Origin of the sequence: Kribbella sp. NBC_00889, from assembly GCF_045207705.1 — a bacterium.
GTDB lineage: Bacteria > Actinomycetota > Actinomycetes > Propionibacteriales > Kribbellaceae > Kribbella.
Genome location: NZ_CP108783.1, coordinates 6,116,197 through 6,133,257, shown reverse-complemented (window position 1 = coordinate 6,133,257; position 17,061 = coordinate 6,116,197). Strand labels below are relative to the sequence as shown.

Sequence of the window (17,061 nt, the reverse complement as noted above, 5' to 3'; positions counted from 1 at the left end):
AGTGTCTGCGTGCTGGACGCTGACGACGTACGACGGATTGCGCTGTCCTTCCCGGAGACGGTGGAGAAGCAGCGATGGGGGCACCCGACGTTCGACGTCGCGGGGCGGATGTTCGTGACGGTGCCGGACGACGAGACCTCGTTCGCGGTCCGGTGTCCCCGGCTGGAGCGGGAAGAGCTGATCGCGGCGGAACCCGGGAAGTTCTGGGTTCCGCCGCACGAGGCGGGTTCGAACTGGGTTCGGGCCCGCCTCGACGCACTCGAGGACGCCGGCGAACTGCACGACATCCTGATCGACTCCTGGCGACAGGTCGCGCCGCCCGGGTTGACCGTCAGCTGACGTTGGCCGCCGAGGCCGAGAACGTGTTGCAGGTGGCCGGGTTGCCGGTGCGGAACGACCTGCCCATGAAGCGCGCCTGGCTGGCCTTGCTGCCGTGGTCGCCCTGCTCCGGCGGGTCGCCCGCGGTGACGACGTACTTGTTCCAGACGCTGAGCATCAGGCCGTTGATCGGGTAGCTGCGCTTGTTCACGGCCAGGAAGACTCCGGCGAAACAGTTCGCCTGCAGCTCCATCCGGCGCGTCATCCGCATCTGGCTCGCGGTGTCCGGAGCGTCGTACCGCATCCGGCTGGCGGCCTGCAGGATCCCGGTCTCGTTCTGGACGCTGTGGCCGTACTCGTGGGCGATCGACCGGGTGTACCACATCCGCGCGTAGGCCTTCGCCTCCGGATCGGAGTACTCGTTGTACGCCTTCACGAAGACATCGACCTTCATGTACATCATGTGGTTCGCCGAGCAGTAGAACGGCACGTTGACCGCGCCGCCGGAGCACGGGTTCGACACGCTCGTGCCGGACCAGTAGACCATCTGCGGAGCCCGGAACGTGTAGCCCGCCTCGGCCACCAGCGGCGCCCAGGACTTGTCCAGGCACGGCTTGATCGCGGCCCAGTACGCCGCCGCGTTGCGGGCGGTGTTCGGCCGGACGCTCGGCTCCTTGCAGCTCACGGGCGCCATCTGGCCGACCGTGTACAGCTTGTTCTTGGCAACGATCGTCGCGTCGGACTGTCCGTTCGGCTGCGTCGTCGTACTCGACGTCGGTTCCTCGGTGGGCTGCTCGGTCGGCTCGGACGTCGGGCCGGTCGGCGCGGGCGTGTGGCGGCCGGAGCTCACCGGAGGCGTGTAGCTGTTGTCGGCGTTCTTCTTGATCGTGCCGAAGATCCACGCGCCGGCGACGGCCAGCACCACCAGGCTCAGCACCAGGAACGCCGGGCCCTTGGACTTCTTCCGCGGCGGCGGTCCGACGTTGGGTCCCCATCCGAATCCCTGCTGCGGCGCCACGTGCACCGGCGGGTAGAGCTGCCCGTACTGCGGCTGCCCGTACTGCGGCTGCCCGTACTGGGGCTGTGCGTACTGAGGTGGCCCGTACTGCGGCTGCCCGCCGTACTGGCCGGGTGGCGGTCCGTAAGGTCCTGGCAGCGGCGGTGGGCCGGGCTGCTGCTGGTACGGCGTATTCTGGCCAGGTGGCCCGCCGAACGGTGTCTGGCTCAACCCCGTTCCTTTCGCTGGAGAGCCATGGATAGCGGTCGCCACAGTACCGGGAATATCAGGTCAGCTCCGAGCTCAGCTGCGGGTAGGGTCGGCCAGGTGAGCGAAGCCACCACACCGGACAGCCCGATCGACCAGCTCTCCGAGCGGTACCTGGAGCAGTACGTCGTCCTGCAGCCGATCTCCGCGACCTACCTGGGCATCACCGGTCACGACCACGAGTTGCCGGACTACACGCCGTCCGGTTTCGAGGCGCTGACCGAGCTGACGCAGCGGACCGTCGTCGAGGCCGGGGCCACCGCGACCAGCAGCCCGCGCGAGGAGGTCGCCAAGGACGCGTTCCTCGAGCGACTCGGGCTGGAGCTGGAGCGGTACCAGGCCGGCGTCCCGCAGCACCAGCTGAACGCGATCGCCTCGGTCCCGTCCGAGATCCGCTCGGTGTTCGACCTGATGCCGACCGCGACCGAGCAGGACTGGGAGACCGTCGCGATCCGGCTCAACCAGGTCGGTACGGCGCTCGACGGGTACCGCGAGACGTTGCTGGAGCAGGCCGGGCTCGGACGGGTGTCGGCGCTGCGTCAGGTGAACGACCTGGCCGCCCGGATCGCCAGCTGGACCGGTGCCGAAGGCGACGACTTCTTCGCCGGGCTGGCCGCGCAGGCACCCGATGGCGCGGTCAAGTCGCAGGTCGACGCCGCGGCCGCCTCGGCGCGGAAGGCGTACGAGCAGTTCGGGGCCTGGCTGACCGCGGAGATCGCGCCGCGTGCACCGCAGCGCGACGCCTGCGGCCGGGAGGTGTACGAGCTTGCCTCGCGCAGCTTCCTCGGCGCCGCGATCGACTTCGAGGAGACGTACGCCTGGGGCTGGGAGGAACTCGCCCGGATCGAGGCGGACATGCAGGCGATCGCGGCCGGCCTGAACGGCGGCGACCGCGGCATCGAGGCTGCGGCGGCGGTGCTGGACAACGACCCGGGCCGCAAGATCCACGGCAAGGAAGCGTTCCGCGACTGGATGCAGGAGATGTCCGACGCGGCCGTGGCCGAGCTGGGCGCGACTCACTTCGACATCCCGGACAAGATCCGCACGCTCGAGTGCATGATCGCGCCGACCTCGGACGGCTCGATCTACTACACGCAGCCGAGCGAGGACCTGACCACCCGGCCGGGCCGGATGTGGTGGGCGGTGCCGAGCGGCATCGAGGACTTCGCGACCTGGCGCGAGGTCACCACGGTCTACCACGAGGGCGTGCCCGGGCATCACCTCCAGTGCGCGCAGACCATGCTGCGCACCGACCTGCTCAACCGGTGGCAGCGGCTCGACTGCTGGGTCTCGGGTCACGGTGAAGGCTGGGCCCTGTACGCCGAACGCCTGATGGAGGAGCTGGGTTACCTGGAGGACCCGGGTGCCCGCTTCGGGATGCTGGACGCGCAGGGCTTCCGCGCGGCTCGCGTGATCGTTGACATCGGCATGCACCTGGAGCTGGAGATCCCGCGCGACAACCCGTTCGGCTGGCGGCCGGGCGAGCGGTGGAACGCCGAGCTCGGGTTCGAGTTCCTCCGGGCGCACTGCCGGATGGAGAGCGAGTTCCTGCGGGCCGAGTTGAACCGCTACCTCGGCTGGCCGGGACAGGCGCCGTCGTACAAGGTGGGCGAGCGGATCTGGCTGCAGGCGCGGGAGGAGGCCAAGCAGCGTAAGGGTGCCGCGTTCGACCTGCGGGCGTTCCACTCCGACGCGCTGAACCTGGGCTCGATCGGACTGGACCCGCTGCGCCGGGCCCTCGCCAAGCTGTGAGCGACCCAGCTGTGAGCGACGCAGCTGTGAACGACTCGGCTGTGGACGTGCGGTTCGTGCTCGCGTCGGCGTCGCCGGCGCGGCTGAAGACATTGCGTGGTGCCGGGGTCGAGCCGGAGGTGATCGTCTCCGGGGTCGACGAGGACAACATCACCGCGGAGAGCCCGGGTGAGCTGGCCCGGCTGCTGGCGACCCTGAAGGCACGAGCGGTCGTGGCAAGCCTGACCGAGCACGCGACAGTGCTCGGGTGCGACTCGGTACTGGAGCTGGACGGTGTCGCCTACGGCAAGCCCGGTACGCCGGACGTCGCGCGGGAACGACTGCGATTGATGCGCGGGCGGAGCGGCGTACTGCACACCGGGCACTGCCTGATCGACACGAACTCCAAGCAGGAACTGCGGGAGCTGGAGTCGACCGAGGTGTTCTTCGCCGACCTGACCGACGACGAGATCGACGCGTACGTCGCCACCGGTGAACCGCTGGTGGTCGCGGGGTCGTTCACCGTCGACGGTCTCGGCGGCCCGTTCGTCACCGGCATCCACGGCGACTACCACAACGTTGTCGGTGTCTCCCTCCCGTTGCTCCGCCGCATGCTCGCCGAGGTGGGCATCCCCTGGCCGGCCCTCTGGCGATCCACCACCCCCTTCGCCTACGACGAACCCGAAGCAGCCCGCTACGACGACACCCGCGGCGGCGTCGAACGCGCCAAGGCGGCAGCCCTCGCCGTCCACTCGCTCCTGCCGGAGGGCGGGAGAGTGCTGGAACTGGCTGTAGGTACTGGGATCGTGGGCGCGGAGCTTGTTGCTCTGGGCAACTTGGTGCACGGCGTCGACCTGTCGAGCGCGATGCTTCGGCGGGCGCGGGTCCGGTTGCCTGGGCATGTTGCCGCGGCCGACGCCGCCAAGCTTCCGATCGCCGACCGACGGTGTGACGCGGTGGTCGCCGTCTGGTTCGTGCATCTGCTGGAGGACAGCGACGCCGTACTGGCCGAGGTAGCGCGAGTCCTGCGCCCGGACGGTGTCTTCGTCACCACGACCGACAAGTCCGACGCCGGCCGCTACGCCGACGGCCGAGGTCTCAACGACACCCGCGGCCAGGACGCCATCACCCACCTCGTCGCCCGAGCAGCCCACTACGGCCTCACCCTGGACGGCGCCACCACCTTCCCCGGCCCACCCCGCAACACCGACCAGACCCCCATCTACCCCCTGGTCCGCTTCCGACGTACCTAAGCGGTCAGGCCGGATTTTGCGTCGAGTTCTTGGAGTAGGTCGTGGGCGGCCAGTTCGACTACCTTGTGGCGCCATTCGGAGGCTCGGTAGACGCAGGCGATCAGCCCGGTCCGATGGATACGCCGGAAGTCGCCCATGACGAAGGCGTACCGCGCCTTGGTCTCGTCGCCCGCACCGTCGGTCAGCCCGAGGTGCCAGGCGGCGTACTCGTCCCAGCTGTGCTTGTCCAGGAAGGCGTTCTGATCGTCCGCCCGAGGCTGGACCTCGCCCCAGTCACTGTCCAGCACGTACTGCCGCCCGTCGATCAGCTTCCGTGCGTACTCGACGGCTTCAGGGTTGACCTCGTATCTGGCCATGCCCTCAGTGTCACGGATGAGCGGACGCGCGCCAACGACCCGGGCCGGGGTGCAGCGGACGGCGGGCGTGCCGCCAGTACGTCGCCCAGTCCGACGCGCGGCCCGACGCCCGGTCCGGGTCAGCCGGCACGGCGGCCGCCGACAAGCGGGCCGTGACGACGGCGACCACGGCGGCGAGCTCCTCGGGCGTCGGATCACCCTTGACGACCTGCAGGATCGGCTCGCTGCTCATCGTCGTCCTCGCTTCGCTGCGGGCGCCGGTGAGCAAGGCTCACTGCGCTTGATGGTGAACTCGCTCCGCTCGTTCACAGTGGGATGTTCCCATGCTTCTTGGGCGGCAGCGTGTCGCGCTTCGTGCGCAGCAGGCGCAGGGCGCGGATGATCTCGGCGCGGGTCTCGCTCGGCTTGATGACCGAGTCGATGTAGCCGCGTTCGGCCGCGATGTACGGGTTGGCCAGGTGGTCCTCGTACTCCGTGATCAGTTGCTGCCGGCGGGACTCGGCATCGTCGGAGCCGGCCAGCTCGCGGCGGTACAGGATGTTCACCGCGCCCTGCGCGCCCATCACGGCGATCTGGGCGGTCGGCCAGGCGATGTTCATGTCCGCGCCCAGGTGCTTCGAGCCCATCACGTCGTACGCGCCGCCGTAGGCCTTGCGGGTGATCACGGTGATCATCGGCACGGTCGCCTCGGCGTACGCGTAGATCAGCTTCGCGCCGCGGCGGATGATGCCGTTCCACTCCTGGTCGGTGCCGGGCAGGAAGCCGGGCACGTCGACGAAGGTCAGGATCGGCAGGTTGAACGCGTCGCAGGTGCGGACGAACCGGGCCGCCTTCTCGGACGCGTCGATGTCGAGCGTGCCGGCCAACTGCATCGGCTGGTTCGCGACCACGCCGACCGGGCGGCCCTCGACCCGGCCGAACCCGACGATCATGTTCGGCGCGAAGAGCGTCTGCACCTCGAGGAAGTCACCGTCGTCGACCACCGCCTCGATCGCGGTGTGCATGTCGTACGGCTGGTTCGGCGAGTCCGGGATCAGCGTGTCCAGCGCCAGGTCGGTCTCGGTCACCTCGAGGTCGGCAGGCGCGTCGTACACCGGCGGGTCCTCGAGGTTGTTCTGCGGCAGGTGGCCGACGAGCGCCTTCACCCACTCGATCGCGTCCTCCTCGTCGCTGCCGAGGTAGTGCGCGTTGCCGGACTTGGTGTTGTGGGTCCGGGCGCCGCCGAGCTCCTCCTGGCTGACGTCCTCACCGGTGACGGTCTTGATCACGTCCGGCCCGGTGATGAACATGTACGACGATTCGTCCACCATCACGGTGAAGTCGGTGACCGCGGGGGAGTAGACCGCGCCGCCCGCGCACGGGCCCATGATCAGCGAGATCTGCGGGATCACACCGGAGGCACGGACGTTGCGGCGGAAGATCTCGCCGTACAGGCCGAGGCTGACCACGCCCTCCTGGATCCGGGCGCCGCCGGAGTCGTTGATGCCGATCAGCGGGCAGCCGATCTTCATCGCCAGGTCCATCACCTTGACGATCTTCTCGCCGAAGACCTCGCCGAGGCTGCCGCCGAAGACGGTGAAGTCCTGCGCGAACACGCACACCTGCCGGCCGTCGATGGTGCCGAACCCGGTCACCACGCCGTCGCCGTACGGGCGGTTGCCGTCCAGGCCGAAGGAGGTCGAGCGGTGCCGGGCGAACTCGTCCAGCTCGGAGAAGGAGCCCTCGTCCAGCAGCAGCGCGATCCGCTCCCGGGCGGTCTTCTTCCCGCGGGCGTGCTGCTTCTCCACCGCGCGCTCCGACCCGGCGTGCACCGCCTCGTCGAGCCGGTGCTCGAGGTCCGCGAGCTTCCCGGCGGTGGTGTGGATGTTCACGGTCTCTCCCATAATTGGGCAGCCTAACGGCAGCGCGCTGTGACGTGCTGTGACGTCGGCCGCAGCGCTGCCGGGGGTACGCCGTACTCAGGCCGGGCCGACGGCGAAGATCTTGGTCAGCCGGGCCGCCAGCGCCAGGTCACCGCGGACGGACAGACGTTGCTTGAGCACGGCGAGGACGGGGTCTTCGTTGCCGGTGACAACCCGCAGCAGGGTGGCCGGGTCGGTCCGGATCGAGATGTCGGTGGCCTCGGGTGGCTCGGACAGCAGCCGGCAGCGGCCGTCGCTGACCCGGATCCAGTACTCGTCCACGCCGTCGGGACGACCGTCCCCGCCGGCCCCCGTGATCTGCCAGGCGACGATCGCATCGAACCCGGCGGCCCGGGCGGGGCGGAGATACTCCGGCATCCGGCGAAAGATCTCGCGCAACGCGACCTCTCGCACACCCCCGATGAGCCGATGCCGAAGCTCCCGCTCCGAGGTCCGGTCGACCAGCCGGGCCAGCTCACACGCGTCCAGGGCGGTGAGGCCCTCGGACTCGAGCCAGCCGGCACTGCCTCGCTCGGCCATCGACCACCCCCGCGGCAGTTCCTACCGGACTGTAGGAATTTCCTACGAGCTGGTAGGTTTGTCAAGTGGTGGAGGACACGGAAAAACGCCGCCGGGCGGCCCATCTGGGCCCGGAGCGGCGGCGCCCGATGCTCCTGGACGCGGCACTCGAGGTGTTCTCCGCGAACGGCTACGCCGGGACGACGATGCAGTCGGTCGCGGACGCCGCCGGCGTGACCAAGCCGGTCGTCTACGACTGCTTCGCCAACCGCGACGAACTGCTGCTGGCCCTGCTCGCCCGCGAGGAGCAGCATCTGGTCACCTCGATCGTCAGCGCGCTGCCGGCCGATCCGAGCATCGGCACCCCCGAGGAGCAGGTGCGCGACGGCCTGACCGCATTCCTCACCACCGCCGCGAAGAACCCGCAGTCCTGGCGGATCGTCTTCGGAGCCCAGTACGGCGCCGCCCCGGCGGTGTCGGAGCGAGTCCGCGCCGCCCGGGCGTTCCTGGTCGAGGGCCTGCGTCTGACCCTGCTCAAGTCGTTGCCAGGCGTCACCGACCCGGATGCGAACCTGCCGGTGCTGGCCGAGCTGCTCGCCTCGATGACCGAGGCCTGCGCCCGGATGCTCGTGGTCGACGGCACCGATCGGACCCCGCCCGAGCTGGCCAAGGTCGTCTCCCAGGTCGTCGGTGGCGGCTTCGGTAACGTCTGATCCGCTTACTGTGAAGTAGCTGAGCAGTCGGTCACGATCGGCTTCCAGCTGTTGGACTGAGCGGCGCTGATGTGCCCCCGCCGATAGGGTGGGCGAACGTGACAGAGACCGGTAGTCAGGCAACCGCGCGCACCCGTACCCGCGCACGTTTCGAAGTCCCCGAGGAGCTCCGTGCCGACGTACGGCTGCTCGGCGAACTGCTCGGACGTGTTCTCGTCGAGTACGCCGGACAGCCGCTGCTCGACGACGTGGAGAAGCTGCGCGAACTCTCCATCGGCGGCGACGGTGCCGCGGCCGAGCAGCTGGTGGCCTCCTGGCCGCACGAGCGGGCCGAGGACGTGGCCCGGGCCTTCACCTGCTACTTCCACTTGACCAACCTCAGCGAGGAGCTGCACCGAGCCCGCGTTCTGCGCGAGCGCGACCGCGCGGGGGACGCGCCGGCGGTGTCCGAGCTGGCCCAGGCGGTCGAGCAGATCTCCCGCGACAGCGGCGAGCAGCAGGCCCGCGCACTGCTGAACGGGTTGGAGTTCCGCCCGGTGCTGACCGCCCACCCGACCGAGGCCCGCCGCCGCGCCGTACTGGCGACGATCCGGCGCATCTCGTCGTTGCTGGAGGAACGGAGCGACCCGCGGGCCGGCGACAGCGAACTGGCCGAGAACCGGCGTCGCCTGATCGAGCAGGTCGACATCCTCTGGCGTACGTCGCAACTGCGCACCAGCCGGCCGTCGCCGCTGGATGAGGTGCGGTCCGCGATGGCGGTGTTCGAGGAGACGCTGTTCGATGTGGTGGGCAATGTGTACCGCCGCCTCGACGACGCGCTGGCCGGTGACTCGGCCGGGACCAGGCCACCGGTGGTGGCGCCGTTCGTCCGGCTCGGTTCGTGGATCGGCGGCGACCGGGACGGCAACCCGAACGTCACTGCCGCGATCACCCGCGAGGCGATGCACATCCAGGCCGACCACGTCCTGCGGGCGCTCGAACAGGCCACGGACGAGCTCGGCCGGGCCCTGACGCTCGACGCCGCGACCACGCCGCCGTCCGCTCCCGTGCGCCGCATCCTGGAGGACGCCCGGGCGGTCAACCCCGATCTGATCGCGGACATCGAGACCCGCTCGCCTGCCGAGCCTCACCGGCAGCTCCTGCTTCTCGCCGCGCGCCGACTGGCTGCGACCCGCGCTCGCGACGCGGACTTCGGCTACCCGCGGGCGTCCGACTTCCAGCACGAGCTCAAGGTGCTGCAGGACTCGCTGGTCACCGCAGGCGCCCCACGGCAGGCGTACGGCGAGCTGCAGCAGCTCATCTGGCAGGTGACGTCGTTCGGCTTCCACCTGGCCGAGCTGGAGGTCCGTCAGCACTCGTCGGTCCACACCAAGGCCCTGGAAGAGGTGCTGGGTGGCGGCGAGCTGTCCGACCAGACCGAGGAGGTGCTGGCGACGCTGCGGGTGATCGGTCAGATCCAGCAGCGCTTCGGCCCCGAGGCCTGCCGCCGGTACGTCGTGTCGTTCACCCGGAACGCCGGTGACCTCGCGGCGGTCTACGAGCTCGCGGACGCCGCGATGGACGGTCGCCCGATCGAGCTGGACGTCGTACCGCTGTTCGAGACCGGAGAGGACCTGCAGAACTCGGTGGAGGTGCTGGACAACGCGATCCAGCTCACCCGGGTCCGGCACCGGCTCACCGCCAACGACCGGCGCTTCGAGGTCATGCTCGGGTACTCCGACTCCGCCAAGGACGTCGGACCGGTGTCGGCGACGCTGGCCCTGTACGACGCTCAGGCGCGCATCACCGCGTGGGCGCAGCGCAACGCGATCCGGCTGACGCTGTTCCACGGTCGTGGTGGTGCACTCGGCCGTGGCGGCGGTCCGGCGAACCGCGCCGTACTGGCGCAGGCTCCTGGATCGGTGGCCGGCCGGTTCAAGCTCACCGAGCAGGGTGAGGCGATCCCGGCTCGCTACGGCAACGCTCCGATCGCGCAGCGGCACATCGAGCAGGTGACCGCGGCGACGCTGCTGGCGTCCACGCCTGCTGTCGAGGAGCGGGCGGCCGTGGCCGCGGACCGGTTCGCGGTGATGGAGAAGACGCTCGACGAGGCGGCGCGTACGACGTACCACCGGCTGGTGAAGGCGGAGGGCTTCGCGGACTGGTTCGGCCGGGTGACTCCGCTGGAGGAGCTCGGTCAGCTGCCCCTCGGGTCGCGTCCGGCCCGTCGCGGCGTGGCGGTGTCGTCGCTGGAGGACCTGCGGGCGATCCCGTGGGTGTTCGCCTGGTCGCAGGCGCGCGTGAACGCACCGGGCTGGTACGGCCTCGGGTCCGCGCTGTCGGCCGTCGGCGACGTCGCCGTACTGCGGGACGCGAACCAGAACTGGCCGCTGTTCCAGGTGATGCTGGAGAACGCGGAGATGTCGCTGGCGAAGACCGACCGGCGCATCCTCGGGCGGTACCTGGAGCTGGGCGACCGGCCCGATCTGACCCAGCTGATGCTGGACGAGCACGAGCTGACCACAGAGTGGGTACTGCGAGTGCTCGACCAGGACCGTCTGCTGGCCGGGCGTCGCGTGCTGGGCCGTGCGGTCGAGCTGCGGAACCCGTACGTCGATGCGCTCAGCTATCTGCAGTTGCGCGCGCTCCGGACGCTGCGGACCGATGACTCCCTCGACGAGGACCAGATCGTCCGCACCAGGCGGCTGCTGTTGCTGACCGTCTCGGGCGTCGCCGCCGGCCTGCAGAACACCGGCTGATGTTCAGCGACCTGCAACGTCCGCCTCTCAATGCACGCTTTCTGACCGGGCGGCTGGTGCGACCTGGCTCGTTCTGGACGCAGATCGACGTACTGGACGAGACGGAGTCGACGAACGCTGTTGTCGCGGCGGCTGCGAGTGCTGGGGCTCCTGAGGGGCTGGTGGTCGCTGCCGAGCACCAGTCGTCCGGTCGCGGGCGGCTGGGGCGCACGTGGACCACTCCGGCTCGGTCCGCGGTTCTGATGTCGGCTCTGCTGCGTCCGACGGGTGTGAGCCCTGCGCGCTGGCCTTGGCTGGGTCTGCTCGTGCCGTTGGCCGTGGCTGCCGCCGTACGACGGGTTGGCGAGGTCCCGGCGTTGGTGAAGTGGCCGAACGACGTACTGGTCGAGGACCGGAAGCTTGCGGGCATCCTGCTCGAGCGGGTCGAGGGTCCGGCCGCTGTGGTCGGCATCGGCCTCAACGTGACGCTGCGCGAGGCCGAGAAGCCTCATCCAGCCGCGACATCCCTTGCACTGGAGGGCGCAGCGACCATCGATCGCGCCACCGTCCTGGCCGCCGTACTGCGCGAGCTATCCACGCGCTACCAGGCGTGGGTCGCCGCGGACGGCGACCCGGACACGATCCTCCCGGAGTACCACGAGCTCTCCGCCACCCTGGGCCAGTCAGTCCGCGTCGAACTCCCAGACGGCACCTACCTCGAAGGCACCGCCCGAGACCTCGCCGCCGACGGCCGCCTCATCATCGACACCCCCGAAGGCCCCCGCCCCCTGGCCGCCGGCGACGTCACCCATCTACGAGCGGGTTGAGATCTCGCCGATGGTCCGTCCCTGACTGGGGCGGTGGACAACGACGATCCGATTGCCGGCCTGCACCGGGCCGGTCGAGAGCACCTTGAGGTAGGCGCCGACCCGGCCGGTCAGGGCGGCGGTGATGTCGAGGCCGTGGGTGGTCAGGTTCTCGCCGAACAGGCCTGGTGGGATCTCGCGATCCAGTTCGGCGGACCACCAGTCGGCGTCCTCCTCGGCGTACGCGTAGAGGGCCTTGTCCGGGCCGCCGTGGTACCTGGTGTCGCACTGCTCGTCCCCGGCCAGCCCGAGTTCGGTGACGGCGACCGCTCCGCTGACCGGGCGCTTGTCGATCGCCGTCCAGCGGGTCGGGCCGCGGATGAGTTCGTGGACGACGTTGACCGCCAGGAGCCGCGCGGACATCAGCGTGACTGGGTGGTGATCCAGCGGATGGGGTCGCCGCCGTCGAAGTCGTCCCGCCCGGCGTCGTGGAGGGCGCCGGCGACGAGGGTACGGCGGTACGACGCGAACGTGATGACGTGGGCGATCATCGCGCCGGCTGTGTAGACCTCGACGTTCTCGCCCGGACACACGATCAGTTCGTCCAGGCGGTCCTGTGCGCAGAGTTCGCCGATCTCGGCCGCGAACGCCGGCCCGACCTCGTCGAGGCGGCGGCGCATGCTCTGCACGCTCTCGCCCTGCTCGACGGAGAAGTCGTACTCCTGCCCGGCCAGCGCCGCATGCCACATGCCGAGCTGGCCGATCAGCCGGGACAGCAGTGAGCGAAGAGTCGGATCGTTGTCGATGCCCTCGACCGAGATCTCGATCCTGGTATCGAGCTGCTCGTCGGTCAGCGACCCGGCTTCGTCGAGCATCTTGCCCAGGAGCCAGACGTGGTGGTCGACGATGGTGCGGAGAAGATCCATGGAGCTCACCTTGTCCCTGGCCGGCACGCGCAGGCCGTTCGGCGGATGGAAATGGATGCCACTCGGCGCGTCGATCCGGATCCGGTCCGGGCGGCCACGCCAGGCCGCGGGTGGTACGCCGTACGCCCGGCTGAAGGCACGGGTGAACGCCTCGTGGGATCCGTACCCGGCCTCGACCGCGACGTCGAGGATGTGCCCCGGCCCGGTCAGCAGCCGGTACGCCGCCCGCTCCAGCAGGATCCGCCGCCGGAACGCGCCCGGCCGCTCGCCCGCCGCGGTCGCGACCACCCGGTCGAGATGCGACCGAGACAGCCGCACCCGGGCAGCCAGGTCGGAGGCCTTAGGCTCAGGGTCGTCCAGCGCTTCGGCCAGTACGTCGACGAAGGCGGCGAACACGTCGGTGCTCATGCCACCATCGTGCCGCCGCCTGCGTCGTAGTACTTGATCGTTTTCGCTGTTTCAGCTGGTGAAGATCTTGACTGCGGTGATCAGGGTCTCGATCACGCCGTACCCGAGCAGCACGGCGACCAGCAGCCAGGAGACCACCAGGCGTGGGGTCTGGTTCATCGTGAGGCCTCCACGGTCGTCTCGGAGCTTTCGTGGAACTTGTCGGCGACCGCCCGGATCAGCAGGTTGGCGACGAACCCGACGGCCAGTACGCCGACCATCGTGAACAGCGCCGGCCGGTACGCCGCGGCCGTCAGCGTGCCGGGCTTGCCCTCCCGGTCCAGGAAGCCGTTGATGATCAGCGGCCCGGCGATGCCCGCCGCCGACCACGCGGTCAGCAGCCGGCCGTGGATCGCGCCCACCTGGTAGGTGCCGAAGAGATCCCGCAGGTACGCCGGAACGGTCGCGAAACCACCGCCGTAGAACGAGATGATCACCGCGGCCAGCAGGACGAAGATCACCGTGCTGTTGTGCCCGACGGTGGCGAGCAGGAAGTAGGCGATGATGCCGACGCCCAGATACATCATGTAGATGGGCTTGCGGCCGATCACGTCCGACGTGGTCGACCAGCCGAACCGGCCGGCCATGTTGAAGATCGACAGCAGCCCGACGAAGCCGGCCGCCGCCGCGACCGCGACGCTCGACTTGCCGTCGTCCCCGCGGAAGAAGTCCTGGATCATCGGGCTGGCCTGCTCGAGGATGCCGATGCCCGCGGTGACGTTGCAGAACAGGACCACCCAGAGCAGCCAGAACTGCGGGGTCTTGATCGCGTTCGCGGCGGACACGTTCGCTGTGGTCACCATGGTCTTCTGCTTGACCGTCGCCGGGTCGAAGCCATCCGGGACCCAGCCTTCGGCCGGCACCCGGATGTTGAAGACGCCGAACATCATGATCGCGAAGTAGACGATGCCGAGGGTGAGGAACAGCCCGACCAGCGCGCCGCCACCGGCGACCGACGTACTGACGTCCGGGTCGTAGCCCGAGTCGTACAGGCTCAGCAACTGACGCGACAACGGGCTCGCGACCAGCGCGCCGCCGCCGAATCCCATGATTGCCAGCCCGGTCGCCAGGCCCGGGCGGTCCGGGAACCACTTGATCAGCGTGGACACCGGCGAGATGTACCCGATCCCGAGGCCGATGCCGCCGATGAAGCCGTACCCGAGGTAGACCAGCCAGAGCTGCCCGGTGCCGATGCCGAGGGCACCGACCAGGAACCCGCAGGCCCAGAAGCAGGCGGCGACGAACATCGCCTTGCGTGGGCCGTTGCGCTCCACCCAGGTGCCGCCGATGGCGGCGGACAGGCCCAGCATCACGATCGCGATGCTGAACACCACACCGACCGCGGTCTGGCTGGTGTCGAAGTGTTTGACCATCGACGTCTTGTACACGCTGGTCGCGTACGCCTGGCCGATACACAGGTGGACCGCCAGTGCAGCCGGCGGGATCAGCCAGCGGCTGTATCCCGGTGGTGCGACGGTGTGCTCCCGGTCGAGTACCGACAAGATGCCCATCACGGCTCCTTCTCTCGGCCCCCCAGTGGTTACCCCTCGCGCATCTTGGCTGACTGTATGCATTTTGTGAAGTGTTAAACCACTTTTCTCACCGAACGTGTCGGGGCGGGACAACCGGACCCGGGAACTGTGACACTGGGGGCATGGCGATCTCGGCGAAGTTGTTGGGTGAGGACGAGTACGTCGTCGTCAGCACCCGGACGCACTGGAAGGCGCTGATCTTCCCGGTGTTCCTGCTGCTGGTGGTGGCGGGCGCAGGCGGCTTCCTGGCCGCGATCGTGCCGTCGGGGTCGCTGCAGACGCCGGGCCGGATTGCGATCCTCGCGGTCGGCGTGGTGATCCTGGTGGCGTTCGCGCTGAAGCCCTTCCTGAACTGGTTCTTCTCGACGTACACGGTCACGAACCGGCGGCTGATCACCCGGCACGGCATCCTGACCCGGACCGGCCGGGACATCCCGCTGATGCGGATCAACGACGTCTCCTACGAGCACGGTCTGGTCGACCGGATCCTCGGCTGCGGCACCCTGCACATCGAGTCCGCGGGCGAGCGCGGCCAGGTGGTCCTGCCCGACGTACCGCATGTCGAGCACGTCCACCTGCAGATGTCCGACCTGCTCTTCGGTGGGCCTGAGGGCCGGCCGGGCGACGGCATCCTGTCCGAGGAGGATCCGCCGGAGCACATGCGCCGCCGGCCGCAGCAGGAGGAGCAGCGGTCGAAGTCGGACGACGGCGAGACGCTGTTCAGCTCCGACGACGGCGAGCGTTAGGCGCTGTTCAGAAGATCTCCAGGCTGGCCGGGAGGACCGGCCACGCGAACGCGGCGGTCGCGGAGTCGAGTGTGCCCGGAGTGTGCTCGGTGACCCGGCCGGTCGCGGCGAATTCGGCGAGCGGACGACCACCGAGGTACGCCGCGCCGAGCTCGGTCACCGACAGGCTCAGGTCGGCGGGGTCCTCGGTCCGCTCGCACCGCACCTTCGGGCCGTCCGCGGTGAGCCGGAAGCGTCCGGTGTTCGCCGGCATCAGCTCGTCGGTCACGTCGAGCACCAGGTCCACGGGGACGGCGTACCGGCGTTGCCCAAGGGCACGGACGACGTCCGTCACCCGAACCCAGAGCGATTCGTTCACCCGCCGGTTCAGCGCGGTCGGAGTGACGACCAGTTGCTGCAGTGGCTCGTCCATGGCGGCGTACCCGTACCCGAGCGTGGCGGCCAGATCGAGCGTCAGCACGTAATGCCACAGTGCCTTGTACGCCGCCGGCGTGAGCGCGACCAGCTCCTCCAGCATCACCTGGTTGGCCGGACCCGTGTGGCCCCACTCGAGCTTGCCGCGCCACAGCGCGTACCCGTCGATGGTGCCGGTCTCGTCGCGATGGACCAGGATCTGGCGGGCCGTCCGGCCGTCGCGATCGTCCTTCTTGTCCTGGAGGTGCCCCTCCCACCGGAGCTCCGACCGGCCGGACACACCGGGTCGCCGTTCCTGCAGACTCCGCAGGATCGGCGCCAGCTCCTTGATTGCCTCGTCCGCGGCCAGTTCGGTGATCTCGCCGGGACGGATCCGGACATCCGGCGGCCCGACCCGGCGCAAGTCGATCTCGTACGACGTACCCCAGGCGGCAGCGCCGTACCCGAACCGTCCGTAGATGCCCGGCTCGCTGGCCCACAGCACCGCGATCGCTTCCGGCACCTCGCGCAGTTGGCGGATGATCAACTCCGCCATGACGCCCCGGCGGCGGTGCGTCGGCCGCACCCCGACCCCGGTCACGTGCGCGGCGGGCACCACCGCACCCGGCACGGACAGATCACGGGTCAGCGCTCTCGTGGTGCCGATGATGGCCGGCCCGTCGGTCGCGACCAGTGCGCGGTCCGGCTCGAACAGCCGCCGGCTCAAGTCGTCCGGCGACGGATCGAACATCATCGCCCCGCCGAACACGGCCTGCACGTCGTCGTACTCCCCGGCCACCGCCGGCCGCACGTCAAAGTCGGTCACGTCCGCATCCTCACACGACCCGCCGACGGAACCAACGGCCTTCCGGCGGAGGTCAGCGAACGGCAGGCAGGTCGCCGGTGGTTTCCGGGTCGAGCTCGGCGGGGGAGTCCGGGGTGTGCTCGGTCTCGTCGAGGTCGATCTCCTCGCGGAAGACGAACTTGCGGTACGACCAGAAGCGGAACAGGGTGCCGAGTCCGAGACCGATGAAGTTCGCGGCGATGTTGTCGGACAGCCAGCTGTGCAGGTCGAGCACGTAGCGGGAGAAGGCCAGACAGCCGGCCGCGATCAGCAGGCCGATCCCGTTCAGCACGAAGAACAGCACGTACTCGCGGTGCAGCCCGCTGCGCTCACGGTGCTTCCAGGTCCAGTACCGGTTCCCGAAGTACGTCGCGACGGTCGCCACCGTGGTCGAGATCAGCTTCGCGGTCAGCGGCTTGTGGTGCAGCATGCCCTCGCCGGAGTCGGCGAGCACCAAGGGGTTGTTGAAGACCAGCCAGTTGTAGATCGGCAGATCGACGACCAGACCGAGCAGACCGACAAGACCGAACTTGGCCACTTCGTGGACCAGGTGCTCGACCTGGCCGTAGAGCTTGGTGACGAGCTTCAAGGTCTC

General features: G+C 69.4%; 17 protein-coding genes. 7 read left to right on the top strand and 10 right to left on the bottom strand.

Annotated features, from left to right (window positions below):
- Positions 1-9 precede the first annotated feature (9 nt).
- Positions 10-339 (top strand): MmcQ/YjbR family DNA-binding protein, encoded by a 330-nt coding sequence (locus OG817_RS29965; RefSeq protein ID WP_406047902.1) that lies wholly within the window; start codon positions 10-12, stop codon positions 337-339.
- Here OG817_RS29965 and OG817_RS29960 read toward each other — a convergent pair.
- Positions 332-1,546: a neutral zinc metallopeptidase gene (locus OG817_RS29960; RefSeq protein ID WP_406047901.1), complete on the bottom strand. Its 1,215-nt coding sequence runs from the start codon at positions 1,544-1,546 to the stop codon at positions 332-334. The two genes, OG817_RS29965 and OG817_RS29960, sit on opposite strands and share 8 nt — an antisense overlap.
- Positions 1,547-1,642: 96 nt before the next feature.
- On the opposite strand from OG817_RS29960, the gene OG817_RS29955 reads away from it, so the two are divergent.
- Together OG817_RS29955 and OG817_RS29950 are read left to right on the top strand one after the other, a co-directional pair.
- Entirely contained in the window at positions 1,643-3,334 is a 1,692-nt protein-coding gene (locus OG817_RS29955; RefSeq protein ID WP_406047900.1) for a DUF885 domain-containing protein, read from the top strand.
- Between the two features lie 11 nt (positions 3,335-3,345).
- A complete protein-coding gene (locus OG817_RS29950; protein WP_406047899.1) occupies positions 3,346-4,566 on the top strand; it encodes a Maf family nucleotide pyrophosphatase in 1,221 nt (406 codons plus the stop codon).
- Here OG817_RS29950 and OG817_RS29945 read toward each other — a convergent pair.
- From OG817_RS29945 to OG817_RS29930, 4 genes are all read right to left on the bottom strand, one after another.
- Positions 4,563-4,922 carry a hypothetical protein gene (locus OG817_RS29945; protein ID WP_406047898.1) on the bottom strand — a complete coding sequence of 120 codons (360 nt, stop codon included), beginning with the start codon at positions 4,920-4,922 and terminating at the stop codon, positions 4,563-4,565. The genes OG817_RS29950 and OG817_RS29945 overlap by 4 nt on opposite strands.
- A gap of 10 nt (positions 4,923-4,932) precedes the next feature.
- Positions 4,933-5,154: an acyl-CoA carboxylase subunit epsilon gene (locus tag OG817_RS29940; RefSeq protein ID WP_406047896.1), complete on the bottom strand. Its 222-nt coding sequence runs from the start codon at positions 5,152-5,154 to the stop codon at positions 4,933-4,935.
- 73 nt (positions 5,155-5,227) lie between these two features.
- Entirely contained in the window at positions 5,228-6,805 is a 1,578-nt protein-coding gene (locus OG817_RS29935) for an acyl-CoA carboxylase subunit beta (protein WP_406047895.1), read from the bottom strand.
- 75 nt (positions 6,806-6,880) lie between these two features.
- Positions 6,881-7,363: an SCP2 sterol-binding domain-containing protein gene (locus OG817_RS29930; protein ID WP_396391897.1), complete on the bottom strand. Its 483-nt coding sequence runs from the start codon at positions 7,361-7,363 to the stop codon at positions 6,881-6,883.
- A gap of 65 nt (positions 7,364-7,428) precedes the next feature.
- Here OG817_RS29930 and OG817_RS29925 point away from each other — a divergent pair, with 65 nt between their 5' ends.
- The 3 genes from OG817_RS29925 to OG817_RS29915 all read left to right on the top strand — a co-directional run bounded on the left by OG817_RS29925 (position 7,429) and on the right by OG817_RS29915 (position 11,599).
- On the top strand, positions 7,429-8,055 hold the full coding sequence (locus tag OG817_RS29925) for a TetR/AcrR family transcriptional regulator (protein WP_406047893.1): 627 nt from the start codon (positions 7,429-7,431) through the stop codon (positions 8,053-8,055).
- Positions 8,056-8,153: 98 nt separating this feature from the next.
- Complete coding sequence (locus tag OG817_RS29920; protein ID WP_406047891.1) at positions 8,154-10,793, top strand: phosphoenolpyruvate carboxylase; 2,640 nt, start codon at positions 8,154-8,156, stop codon at positions 10,791-10,793.
- Complete coding sequence (locus tag OG817_RS29915) at positions 10,793-11,599, top strand: biotin--[acetyl-CoA-carboxylase] ligase (protein WP_406047890.1); 807 nt, start codon at positions 10,793-10,795, stop codon at positions 11,597-11,599. The genes OG817_RS29920 and OG817_RS29915 overlap by 1 nt, the downstream gene beginning before the upstream one ends.
- Here the strand turns inward: OG817_RS29915 and OG817_RS29910 are convergent.
- From OG817_RS29910 to OG817_RS29900, 3 genes are all read right to left on the bottom strand, one after another.
- A complete protein-coding gene (locus tag OG817_RS29910; RefSeq protein WP_406047888.1) occupies positions 11,585-12,001 on the bottom strand; it encodes an MOSC domain-containing protein in 417 nt (138 codons plus the stop codon). The genes OG817_RS29915 and OG817_RS29910 overlap by 15 nt on opposite strands.
- Entirely contained in the window at positions 12,001-12,912 is a 912-nt protein-coding gene (locus tag OG817_RS29905) for a helix-turn-helix transcriptional regulator (RefSeq protein ID WP_406047886.1), read from the bottom strand. Before OG817_RS29905 ends, OG817_RS29910 begins: the two co-directional genes overlap by 1 nt.
- Positions 12,913-13,067: 155 nt before the next feature.
- Complete coding sequence (locus tag OG817_RS29900) at positions 13,068-14,462, bottom strand: OFA family MFS transporter (RefSeq protein WP_406047885.1); 1,395 nt, start codon at positions 14,460-14,462, stop codon at positions 13,068-13,070.
- A 143-nt stretch (positions 14,463-14,605) separates the two neighbouring features.
- Here OG817_RS29900 and OG817_RS29895 point away from each other — a divergent pair, with 143 nt between their 5' ends.
- Positions 14,606-15,229: a PH domain-containing protein gene (locus OG817_RS29895; protein WP_406047884.1), complete on the top strand. Its 624-nt coding sequence runs from the start codon at positions 14,606-14,608 to the stop codon at positions 15,227-15,229.
- Positions 15,230-15,236: 7 nt separating this feature from the next.
- Here the strand turns inward: OG817_RS29895 and OG817_RS29890 are convergent, their stop codons facing one another.
- Entirely contained in the window at positions 15,237-16,448 is a 1,212-nt protein-coding gene (locus tag OG817_RS29890; protein ID WP_406047882.1) for a GNAT family N-acetyltransferase, read from the bottom strand.
- Between the two features lie 52 nt (positions 16,449-16,500).
- Complete coding sequence (locus OG817_RS29885) at positions 16,501-17,055, bottom strand: GtrA family protein (protein ID WP_406047880.1); 555 nt, start codon at positions 17,053-17,055, stop codon at positions 16,501-16,503.
- Positions 17,056-17,061 lie beyond the last annotated feature (6 nt).